This is a genomic window from Methylobacter sp. (genome assembly GCF_036845245.1).
GTDB lineage: Bacteria > Pseudomonadota > Gammaproteobacteria > Methylococcales > Methylomonadaceae > Methylobacter_A.
The window spans coordinates 1-10,862 of the sequence record NZ_DAIUEH010000088.1; the positions used below are offsets into that span (position 1 = coordinate 1).

Annotated in this window: 11 protein-coding genes and 1 tRNA gene; 5 read left to right on the forward strand and 7 right to left on the reverse strand. The window is 45.3% G+C overall.

Annotation, left to right across the window (positions count from 1 at the left end):
- The 5 genes from V7051_RS23610 to V7051_RS23630 form a co-directional block, all read left to right on the forward strand.
- Nucleotides 1–1,229 (forward strand): hypothetical protein (locus V7051_RS23610; RefSeq protein WP_334168776.1); only part of this gene is annotated, 1,229 nt, incomplete at its 5' end.
- A gap of 10 nt (nucleotides 1,230–1,239) precedes the next feature.
- Nucleotides 1,240–1,620: a hypothetical protein gene (locus V7051_RS23615; protein WP_333878711.1), complete on the forward strand. Its 381-nt coding sequence runs from the start codon at nucleotides 1,240–1,242 to the stop codon at nucleotides 1,618–1,620.
- Nucleotides 1,560–2,741 (forward strand): zonular occludens toxin family protein, encoded by a 1,182-nt coding sequence (locus tag V7051_RS23620; RefSeq protein ID WP_333878709.1) that lies wholly within the window; start codon nucleotides 1,560–1,562, stop codon nucleotides 2,739–2,741. The genes V7051_RS23615 and V7051_RS23620 overlap by 61 nt, the downstream gene beginning before the upstream one ends.
- A 228-nt stretch (nucleotides 2,742–2,969) precedes the next feature.
- The gene (locus tag V7051_RS23625; RefSeq protein ID WP_333878707.1) at nucleotides 2,970–4,268 is read left to right on the forward strand and encodes a hypothetical protein; all 1,299 of its coding nucleotides are present in this window, start codon (nucleotides 2,970–2,972) and stop codon (nucleotides 4,266–4,268) included.
- A 360-nt stretch (nucleotides 4,269–4,628) separates the two neighbouring features.
- Nucleotides 4,629–5,672, forward strand: coding sequence for a phage integrase (locus V7051_RS23630; protein ID WP_333878705.1), 1,044 nt, complete (start codon nucleotides 4,629–4,631; stop codon nucleotides 5,670–5,672).
- A 23-nt stretch (nucleotides 5,673–5,695) separates the two neighbouring features.
- On the opposite strand, the gene V7051_RS23635 is transcribed toward V7051_RS23630, so the two are convergent.
- The 7 genes from V7051_RS23635 to tolA form a co-directional block, all read right to left on the reverse strand.
- Nucleotides 5,696–5,771: transfer RNA gene (locus V7051_RS23635), tRNA-Lys, on the reverse strand.
- 48 nt (nucleotides 5,772–5,819) lie between these two features.
- The gene (gene queC / locus V7051_RS23640) at nucleotides 5,820–6,497 is read right to left on the reverse strand and encodes a 7-cyano-7-deazaguanine synthase QueC (RefSeq protein ID WP_333878703.1); all 678 of its coding nucleotides are present in this window, start codon (nucleotides 6,495–6,497) and stop codon (nucleotides 5,820–5,822) included.
- 6 nt (nucleotides 6,498–6,503) lie between these two features.
- Nucleotides 6,504–7,145 (reverse strand): 7-carboxy-7-deazaguanine synthase QueE, encoded by a 642-nt coding sequence (gene queE / locus V7051_RS23645; RefSeq protein ID WP_333878701.1) that lies wholly within the window; start codon nucleotides 7,143–7,145, stop codon nucleotides 6,504–6,506.
- Between the two features lie 2 nt (nucleotides 7,146–7,147).
- Complete coding sequence (gene ybgF / locus V7051_RS23650; protein WP_333878699.1) at nucleotides 7,148–7,981, reverse strand: tol-pal system protein YbgF; 834 nt, start codon at nucleotides 7,979–7,981, stop codon at nucleotides 7,148–7,150.
- Nucleotides 7,982–8,557 carry a peptidoglycan-associated lipoprotein Pal gene (gene pal / locus V7051_RS23655; RefSeq protein WP_333878697.1) on the reverse strand — a complete coding sequence of 192 codons (576 nt, stop codon included), beginning with the start codon at nucleotides 8,555–8,557 and terminating at the stop codon, nucleotides 7,982–7,984.
- A gap of 50 nt (nucleotides 8,558–8,607) precedes the next feature.
- The gene (tolB, locus tag V7051_RS23660) at nucleotides 8,608–9,891 is read right to left on the reverse strand and encodes a Tol-Pal system beta propeller repeat protein TolB (protein WP_333878695.1); all 1,284 of its coding nucleotides are present in this window, start codon (nucleotides 9,889–9,891) and stop codon (nucleotides 8,608–8,610) included.
- Between the two features lie 87 nt (nucleotides 9,892–9,978).
- Nucleotides 9,979–10,862, reverse strand: an 884-nt coding sequence (gene tolA / locus V7051_RS23665) for a cell envelope integrity protein TolA (RefSeq protein ID WP_334181184.1), incomplete at its 5' end; no start/stop codon positions are given.

Sequence of the window (10,862 nt, forward strand, 5' to 3'; positions counted from 1 at the left end):
CTGTAACCGATACCTGTTCGACTATGGTGTGTACTTCAACAAGTCAAAGTTGTACCCATGGTGATGGCACAACGGGGATAATCGCACCTTGTCCTTTGACTGGTGATAACGGTGGCTCTACTGGTGGTTCTACTGGTGGTTCTACTGGCGGCTCTACTGGCGGCTCTACTGGTGGTTCCACCGGTGGTGATACTGGTGGTTCTACTGGCGGCTCTACCGGTGGCTCTACCGGTGGCTCTACTGGTGGTTCCACCGGTGGTGATACTGGTGGTTCTACTGGCGGCTCTACCGGTGGTTCCACCGGTGGTGATACTGGTGGTTCTACTGGCGGCTCTACCGGTGGCTCTACCGGTGGCTCTACTGGTGGCTCTACCGGTGGCTCTGGTTCTTGTCCGGCTTATTCGGTGCCTGATGGTTTCGGCGGTTGTACCTACGGTGATTGTCTGCCGGGATATTATGATGCTGATCCCGCTCCTGGAGCACAGTGTTCACCCATTCCTGCCTCGCCACCTCCACCAACTTGTAAAATCGCTGAAACTTTGAATACGACTACAAATACCTGCGTTGCTCCGACATGTACGGCACCGCAAATCAATGATGCAATAACCGGCGCTTGTATAAACCCGGCAACGCCACCGCCAACATGTAAATCAGCTGAAACCTTAAACACGGCTACAAATACCTGCGTTGCTCCGACATGTACAGCACCACAAATCAATGACGCAATAACCGGCGCTTGTATTACGCCATCATCAACGCCTAACCCGCCACCTACAGCGAACGGGGCCGCAACTGAAGCCACCTTACAGCAAGTCAAAGGCGCGGTAGATCAGGTAAATTCTTCGGTACAGGAAGGCAACGCAACGCTAAAGCAGATTAAGGACGGCCTTACCGGTACTGCTGGAACTGCTTCAGTGGGTGCTGGATTTGGGCGTTGGTACGTGTCAACCGGTAAAACCGCTGATTCGGTTGCTAATGATTTTCTTGATAAAGCTTCAAAGTCGCCATTACTTAAAGCAGGTCAGGATATTTTTAATGTCGATTTTCCGGCAGGTGGTGGGTGTGCTGATTGTGATTTAAGTATTCCCTCGGTCATGGGAATGCCCTTTATTTCGATGATGCCATTCTGCGCGCCCTGGATGCCCGGATTTTGGGCGATTATTGCGGCTGCTCTTAAAGTCGTTACTGTATTTATGGCCCTTCGTATCATGATAACCCCAACATTTTAAGGTGTGAACCGTGCAGGCATTAATAGACACAATCAAATCGTATTGGGACGCTTTTGTGCAGTTTGATGAAAATTTTACGGCGTCCGTTATTGATTTTATTAAAGACTTACCAGCCCTACTGCTTGAATATGCAACCCAATTCATAGTGAAATTCCTTGATTGGGCTGGCTCGTATTGTTCCTATTGTTTAGGCGGCACTACGATTGACGGGGCGGGTTCCGCCGTATCTGTTTTTGCCACCCAGCTCCAGGCCGCCTATAACTCTTTATCGCCCTGTGTGATTTATGGATTAACCCAGTCCGGCATTGTGGGTGATTTACAGATACTCTCATGCGCAATGGTGGTCTGGTCAGCCTTTCGCGTCGCTTCCCTTGTGAAATCCATTGCATGATAGTCTTTCATGAAGGTCTGCCTCGATCCGGCAAAAGTTACGAGGCTGCACTAAAACAAATTATTCCGGCATTACTGAAGGGGCGTTCTGTTTTCGCCTATATAGACGGCCTAAATTACGAAAAATTTTCAGAAGTTAGCGGACTGTCTCTTGATCGAGTAATGCAACTCTTACACCCATTAACTAAGGAGCAAGTTAAAGATGTTCACAATCATGTTCAAAATGATTCGTTGGTTTTGCTGGATGAGCTTCAGGACTTTTTTCCGGCTGGTAAAACGACTCTTGACCCTGGTATAACGGAATTTGTTACCCAGCACGGCCACCGTGGCATTGATATAGTCTGTATGGGGCAGGACCACCGCGACTGCCATATGCTTTGGAAGCGCCGTATAGATACCTTAATCACATTCGTTAAGCGGGATGCAGTTGGACGTCCCAACGAATACACCTGGACGACCTTTAAACAGCAAAGCGGCAAATTCAAGCAACTACGAAGTGGCTCAGGGACTTATGATCCGAAATACTTTGGTTTGTATAAGTCCCACTTAGAAGGCGTTACATCAATTGACGCACATCAAGATGACCGGATTAACATATTTAAATCCTCGATGTTTACTTTCTGGCTGCCTTTGTTTGCTGCCATCTTAATCGTTTCTTGCTGGTATCTTTGGGGATTTTTTCACGGTAACGGCATGGTTAAACAACCTAAACCCGTAGCCACGCAAGCTACACAGTCCAAGCCTTTACCAGATACACCAAAACAGGCGGAAAAACCCCCTGAAAAAAAAGAAGAGCCTAAAAAAGAGCCTCCGAAAGCGCGCGAATACGCAAACTTTGTCGAACGCTATTTAGAGGAGTATCGCCCAAGATTAGCAGCCTTAATTGTTTCATCGAAAGGTGACAAGATTCTGGCAAAAATAGACTTTTATACAAGCGATAAGCGTGTTTATGACAGCTTTAATGTTAAGCAACTAGAAGACTTTGGTTACACCGTAAAACCCATGTCCTTCGGCCTGTTGATCGAGAAAAACGGCAAACAATACCCGGTTACATTTTGGCCGCTGGATATTGACGGCAACACGCCCGATTCCATCAAACCGGCGCTTGGCCATCCTTTATAACGATAAGTGTTACTGACCAGGCGCTTAATATGCCAGTGGGTAACGGTTAAGGTGTTACTTGGCCAGGAAATTAAAACCTGGTTCAGTAACAGTAAAAATAAAGTGTTACTGTCTGGAGCTTTTTAATCAAATCTCTATCGATAGAGAAATACAAATTAAAAAAGGCTGTTACGTCCCTGTATCACGTAACAGAACAATACACCACGAAGCCTATAAGAGCTGTAAATTATGAAAATGAACCAACGCTTTTCCCTTGAATCCCTTTCTCATGGTGCTGATGAAGATCAGAAGGGTTTACTGTTTGTTAATAACGGTGAAATGACCGATTTATCCGGTGTTAATATGGTTGGTGCCTCAGTTGATACCGTCAGGCAATTGTTTCACGGTGTACCGAAAGCCTCATTTATTAAAAAGCTTGAGCAGCATGTAGAAATGAAAGATGAATATATCCGCTTAACTGCGAATATTTGCGTTAATGATGACCGTTGGCACTTTTCACGGATGGGTAAAACCGGCGGTTATCGGTACAAACTGCAAAACAACGCTGTTGGCATAGTCATACTGTTTGGTAGCTGGTACGGCAAAATCGATCATGAAGGTTCGCATTTAAAAATAGAACTCTCACCGCATTTCATATCACAACGTACAGTTCCTGAAATTTGGGAATATCTTCATGGTGATTTTGTTGGCTTGTCCCGGATTTTCTTAGAGGAGCCCGTAGCAAAGGGTGTTGCCATTCATTTGGCGTGCGATTATCAGGGCTTCAACCTGCCGGTTGATTTTATTCGAAACTTATCAACGAGTTCCAGGACAATTAGAACTTTTGACGGTATAGCATCGCTTGACCTGTCCGACTTTACAGATGCCGTTGCTACCTATGGCGGTGAAGGTCAGGGCAAAAACTATCTAATCGGTAAGCCGATTGCCGTGCAAATGGCAATCTATGATAAAAGTTATGAAATTATTAAGTCCGATAAAGTGGATTATTTCAATGAAGAGTGGAACGTCTATTCTTTAGGCGCTTATGACAAAGCGCAGTCCGTACGCCGCATAGAAGCGAGATTGCATCATACCGTTATCCGGGAAATAGGCTTAGGCATGGGCTTAGAATTTGAGGGTTTTAACCAAGTATCTGACCATTTAACCGACCTCTGGCGTTATGCCCTGGAACGAAACCGGTTAATGATTGACGGTGATCCACGTGGTTATTTAAATCCCTTCTGGCAATTGCTCATTCAGGACGTTCATTTTTATGTTCCGGCAAAAGGCGTGAAAATTTCGCGCAAAAAAAAAGAGGCAGTTGACCCGATAGCGAGAAACATAACATCCGTGATCGGCAATTTGGTTTCAATCATGGCTCGCCGTAATGATTGCACAGTCCGGCATGTGATGCGACAGATTCACCGCTTACATATATGGCCGGAAATTCAAACTTATTACCGGAACCGGGGCTTAGATGATAATGACATACGCGAGCAAATTAAGAATGGTTTAGAAAAACGGCGGTTGGTGGGTAAAGCGGCATGAATAGCAATCAGTTTGTTATTGTGCCCTGTTCTGTTTGTCCTGGAACAGTATTACTTAAGACCGCCTTCACTTGGCGAGATCTTATTTTTTGTTCTGTTGAATGTTTGATGGCTCACATTACTGTTTTGCGTACTCAAAGCAAGGATTAATGCTTATGTTTGGTCGAGAGTGTTTATATTTATTGTGTCATCGTCGGGTTCATGATTGCGGTATTGGTCGACGTCCTCTTTATTGTTCTAATAAATGTCGTCAAGCCGATTATCGTTATCGCCAAAAAGAACGGTCTTTTCTGTGTCCGCCTCCATCTTCTTTACAGTTTCGTAACGATGCCGTTCTAGGCCCGCAATGGATTGTGATTAAATGATTACTAAAGTTGGTAAAAAGTACAGGTTAGATTTTAGGCCGTCTGGTGTTGGTGGTAAGCGGATTGTTAAACGGTTTGATACCAAAATTGATGCCATTCAATTCCAAAGAAATTATGTATCACGTTTATCTGATACTCAGGCCGTTCAGGCCATTGTTGATGATAGACCATTAAATGATCTAATTAAATTGTGGTTTGATTTTCATGGTCGCAGTTTAAAGAGCTCTGTTGATACTAGAAATAGACTTTTTAAACTCTCGGAACTTTTAGGCAATCCACGGGCCAAATTTATTAATCCTGAATTATTGGCCGGGTATCGAACAACACGATTAAATCAAGGTATTTCACCCGCAACCCTTAATCGTGAGCTGATTACCTTAAAGGCTTTGTTCCGTGAACTTAAACGCTTGTCGGTAATTGATTATGATTCGCCGGTTTTGACTGTTCGTAAATTGCGTGAAGTTAAAACGGAACTTTCTTATTTATCTAATTCTCAGATTGAGAAGTTGAGAAAAGAGGTTGATTTAAGCACTAATGAAAGCTTGCCTTTTGTTGTTATGATCTGTTTGGTTACGGGGGCAAGATGGTCTGAAGCCGAAGGCTTAAATTATGTAAACTGTCTTAATCAGGGTTTTCAATTTGCTGATACCAAGAATGGTCATTCCCGTTTTGTCCCTGTGAATGAATCTGTTTTTCTTTATATAAAAAATAGACTTGGCCAAGGTGACTTTAAGTCGTGTTACAGTGCTTATAGGTCAGCTTTCAAGAGGTCTGGGTTAAAGGTTCCTGCCGGACAACTGGCTCATATTTTGCGCCATACTTTCGCGAGTCATTTTATTATGAATGGTGGCAATATCGTTGCTCTTCAGAAGATATTGGGGCATTCGAGCTTGAATATTACTATGAGGTATTCTCACTTGTCGCCAGACTATTTGATTCAGGCTATTCAGTTGAATCCGTTGGCGGGAAATGTAAGCGGTGGTAACAATGTGGTAACTTTAGCTTCAGGCACAAAAAAACCAGTTGACTGCAAAGCCTAACTGGTTGATTTATATAACTTTGGTGGTGGGTCGTGCGCGATTCGAACGCGCGACCATCGCATTAAAAGTGCGGTGCTCTACCGGCTGAGCTAACGACCCAACAAAGATTGCCTATTATACTGATAAATTTGATTATGGCAAGTTTTTTTAACTTGTTTGATACCTTGTCGGGTCTTTTATTCCCGCCTCAGTAAATCCGGTTTTTCTTAGGCGACAGGCATCACATACTTGGCAAGCTCGTCCTTGCTCATCAGCAGAGTAACAGGAAACGGTATGCTGATAATCCACGCCTAGCTCAACGCCCTGCTTAATGATTTCTGCTTTGCTCAGCGCGATTAGCGGGGTATGTATTGTGAAATGCTCACCTTCTACACCAGCCTTAGTGGCAAGGTCCGCTAATTGTTGAAATGCTGCAATAAACTCAGGCCTGCAGTCCGGATAACCGGAATAATCGACAGCATTAACGCCGATAAAGATATCAGTTAGATTTAAAACTTCCGCCCAGCCTAAGGCAAAGGACAAGAAAATAGTATTTCTTGCCGGTACATAGGTGACCGGTATTCCTTCCTGTGGCGCATGAGGAACGGCAATATGCTCATCGGTCAGAGCAGAACCGCCAATCGAACTTAAGCCCAGCTTGATAATTTTATGATCTTCGACTTGATAATCTGCCGCTATCTGCGCAGCCGCTATTAGCTCGGCATTATGCCGCTGCCCGTAGTCAAAGCTTAAGGCATAACATTTAAATCCCTTTTTTTTTGCAAGAGCAAGTACGGTAATTGAATCTAATCCCCCCGATAAAAGGACTATGGCTTTTTTTTGCATGTTGGTTTACTTACCTTGGGCGTCATCCCAAAGTATTTTATGGAGTTGAAGTTGGAAACGAACAGGTAATCTGTCTTTTAAAATTTTTTCGGCAAGCTCAGTTGGATTTTGCTGCCCCATCACCGGTGAAAACAATATGTCACAACGATTAGGCAAATCATATTCAGTTAAAATGGTTTTTGACCAGTCATAGTCCTCGTCATTACCGATAACGAACTTAACTTGGTCCTTTTCGCTTAGGTATTCGATATTTTGATAACGGTTTTTACTTAATTCGCCCGAACTGGGTGTTTTAAGATCCATGACTTTAACAACACGCGGGTCAACTTCAGACACATCAAGCGCACCACTGGTTTCAAGAGAAACAACATAGCCTTTATCGAGCAGCTTGGTCATCAACTCAAGACAGCCCGGCTGTGCCAAAGGTTCGCCACCGGTTACGGTAATATATGGGGTTCCGTACTGTTCAGCTTGCGCAACGATTGCATCAATTCTTATTTTTTCACCGCCGGTAAAAGCATAGGTCGTATCGCAATAAACGCATCTTAATGGACAACCGGTGAGCCGAATAAACACAGTGGGCAGACCTACCGTGTTCGATTCGCCTTGTAATGAATAAAAAATTTCAGTTACGCGTAATAAACTCACAACTATTGCTTAACATCATCAAGTAAAAGTAATTTCTTTGCTGCCAAGCGGGCTGCTGTCGAGCTGGGAAAATCCGCTGTAACACGGGTTAAATATTCACGTGCTTTGGCTGGATTTTTTTGCTCAACTTCAATAGTGCCCAATTTCAACAAAGCATCCGGCACTTTGGAACTGCCAGGATAATTTTCAACCACGCTACTAAAAGCTTTACGTGCCGAATCAATATCCTGATTAACTCTATAAGCTTCGCCTAACCAATATTGGGCATTATTGGCATATTCACCCTTCGGATTTTTACTCAGCAATGCATTGAATTCGGCAATTGCCTGAGCGTTATGTCCATTTCTAAGTGCATCATACGCTTGTTGATATTGCTGTTTTTCGTCGCCCGATGCCTGCACTGCTTCCTGTTTTTGTGCAGGAGGCTGCTTAACTTCCGGAGCAGCAGGAGCCGTAACAGATAGCTCAGTCACCTTCGCTTCGGACCCAACTGGATTTTCTTGCGCAGGGGAACTTTCAGCAGCCGATGGCTTAACGCCATCAGCTTTTTTCTCAAGATTTTGCATCCGCCCATCAAAATCAGAATACATCGTACTTTGAGATTTTTTCATCTCGGCAATAAGATTTGCCTGCTCTTCCACCTTGCCTGTAAGTTGCTGAACTTCTGTTTGTAATTGCTCAAGCCGTCCCATCATCTCATACAGGGCGTTACTCGATGAAGGCTTTACAGCATTAACCTCCCCCGCCGGATACATTGAATTATCAATAACCGGCGGTAAAGGTTCTGCATGGACAGCACTGCAAACACACAGCAACATGATAAGAAGAGCTTTCATTTATTTGCCTTGATAAACTAACTCAACGCGACGATTAAGCTCCCAAGATGCTTCATCATGCCCTAATGACGCAGGCTTTTCTTCGCCGTAACTGACGACTTCCAGCTGACCGTCCGCAACACCTTGAACTTTCATCATACTGGCTACAGACTTCGCGCGCTGCTCACCCAATGCAATGTTGTACTCACGAGAACCACGCTCATCACCATGACCTTCCATCACAACACGTTGACCGGGATGAGCTACCAGATATTGTGCATGAGCCGCAATTACCGGAACAAAATCGTCCTGAACCTGACTGCTGTCCAGCATAAAATAGATGGTGCTTTTTGATAGCGGGTTGTTCGGATCACTGAATTCTGGACCTATACCGGCATTAGGATACATTCCTGAAGCATTCATTTCCGATCCGGACAAACCTGATCCATTATTTAAGCCACGGGTTGATGCATCGTTAATACCACTAGCGGCATTTTGACTGCCGTCAGTCAAACTTGCGTCTTTTTCATCTTCACTACAACCCGACAGGATTACTGCGCTTATTGCCAATGCCAATACTGTTTTATTCAATTTCATTTCAATTTCCAAAAAATAATATATAAAAAATCGTGTTATGCCCAACCGAACTAGGGTGACCACGCCGGTTCGCGAATTTCACTGCTATCAAACACCAGCTTCTGCTGCATTTTACCATCCAATGATACGGCCGATAAGTAACCTGCATTGCCTTTTCTGGAAGCATACAGAATCATACTGCCATTCGGTGCAAAACTTGGGGATTCATCTGATCTGCCATCAGTAATCACATTAACTGCTTTGGTTGCCATATCCATAACGGCAATACGGTAATCGCTGCCATTTCCGTGCACCATAGCGATGCTTTTACCGTCCGGCGAGAAACTGGCTCTGGCATTATAATTTCCTGAGAATGTCAGTCTCTTTTCGTCCCCGCCCTGGCTTGACATAATATACAACTGTGGTTTTCCACCCCGATCCGAGGTAAAAACGATACTGCTGCCGTCAGGAGACCAGGTTGGCTCGGTATCAATAGCGAAACTTTTAGTCAATTTAGTCAAAGAATGCGACGCCAGATTTAAGACAAAAATATCGGGATTGCCGTCTTTAGATAAAGTTAAAGCCAATTTCCCTCCATCAGGCGACCATGAAGGCGCACCATTGATACCCGGGAATTCGGCGACTCTGATTCGCTCTCCGGTAGCCAAGGTTTGAATGTAAATTGCGGCCGATTTTTTCTCAAAGGACACATAGGCTATTTTTCTTCCGTCAGGTGACCAGGCTGGAGACATCAACGGCTCAACTGATGAAGCTATTGTTTGCGCATTAAATCCATCCGCGTCTGAAATTTGAAGTTTATGAGTGCTTTGTCTACCTTGCCTAGTGCTGGTAATGTAAGCAATCCGACCGCTGAAAACGCCTTTTTTACCGGTTAATTTCTCGAAGATCAGATCGCTGATATGATGAGCCGTTCTACGCAAATCACCTGCCGATGATGCCATCCGGTAGCCCATTATTTGTTGGCCCTTATAGACATCAAACAATTGAAATTGCACATTGTACTGGCCATGGTCTTCAGCCACCTGCCCGATAACCATATAATTCTGGCCTAACGCTTGCCAATCCTTAAACTGAATCGCCTCGGCCGTGCTGGGTCTGCCCGGCATGCTTTGCTTATCCAGCGTTTTAAAATAGCCACTGCGGCCTAAATCCGCATCAACAACAAAGCTAACATCAACAGGAACGCCCGCTGCCCCTTGCATACCAAAAGGCACTACTGAAATAGGCAATGCACTCTCAATGCCTTCAGTAATTTCAATCGTCATCTCTGCATAGCTACTTGGCACGTAGAAACTAATCAGGCCAATCAACAAAATTTTTCTAAAAAAACTCACTTATTTACCTCAGTAACTTAACTGAAAAAAAGACCATTAAATGATTGACACTAACACTTATCAACAACATCTTTGGGGTTGCTCTAATTATCTGGAACGATCCGGATCAAACAAAAACTTAAATGACTTAAATTCTTTAACCGCCAATTCCTTATCTTTAGGTACAGGAAGCGGCGACGCTCTATGAACGGCATTTTCGGCTGAGCGATCAAATATCTCATCACCGCTAGTGGTAACGACCACTGCATCAATCACTGTACCATCAGGCATTAATCTGACCTGAATTGTACACTTTAAACCCTCTGTAGCAGAAACAGGTCGAATCCAGCTCCGGGCTACTTTTTGACGAATGGCTGCGGCGGCTGTTTTGATCGCCAACTGATCTTGTTCGGCATCCATTCTCGCCTGCTCTGCTTCCATCCTCGCTGCTTCGGCTCTTTCTGCCTCCGCTTTCGCTCTGGCCGCTTCGGCCCGCTCTGCTTCGATCTTGGCTTGCGCGGCGGCTTCGGCCTTTGCTTTTTCCGCTGCGGCTTTCGCTTTTGCAGCCTCGGCCTTGGCTTGCTCTGCCGCTTCCGCCTTCGCTTTAGCCGCCTCGGCTTGTTTTGCTTCCGCTTTGGCCTGTGCGGCAGCTTCCGCTTTGGCTTTAGCCGCTTCCGCCCGCTCCGCTTCGGCCTTGGCTTGCGCGGCTTCGGCCTTTGCTTTTTCCGCTGCGGCTTTCGCTTTTGCAGCCTCGGCCTTGGCTTGCTCTGCCGCTTCCGCCTTCGCTTTAGCCGCCTCGGCTTGTTTTGCTTCCGCTTTGGCCTGTGCGGCAGCTTCCGCTTTGGCTTTAGCCGCTTCCGCCCGCTCCGCTTCGGCCTTGGCTTGCGCGGCCTCGGCTTTTGCTTTTTCCGCTACGGCTTTCGCTTGCTCTGCTGCCTTCGCTTTTGCAGCCTCGGCCTTGGCTTGCTCTGCCGCTTCCGCCTTCGCTTTAG

Excerpts from the sequence above, each read along its gene's own strand:
- V7051_RS23620 (WP_333878709.1), top strand. The coding sequence starts at position 1,560 with ATGCGCAATGGTGGTCTGGTCAGCCTTTCGCGTCGCTTCCCTTGTGAA.
- pal (WP_333878697.1), bottom strand. The coding sequence starts at position 8,557 with ATGAAATTGAATAAAACAGTATTGGCATTGGCAATAAGCGCAGTAATC.
- V7051_RS23630 (WP_333878705.1), top strand. The coding sequence starts at position 4,629 with ATGATTACTAAAGTTGGTAAAAAGTACAGGTTAGATTTTAGGCCGTCT.
- V7051_RS23625 (WP_333878707.1), top strand. The coding sequence starts at position 2,970 with ATGAAAATGAACCAACGCTTTTCCCTTGAATCCCTTTCTCATGGTGCT.
- queC (WP_333878703.1), bottom strand. The coding sequence starts at position 6,497 with ATGCAAAAAAAAGCCATAGTCCTTTTATCGGGGGGATTAGATTCAATT.
- ybgF (WP_333878699.1), bottom strand. The coding sequence starts at position 7,981 with ATGAAAGCTCTTCTTATCATGTTGCTGTGTGTTTGCAGTGCTGTCCAT.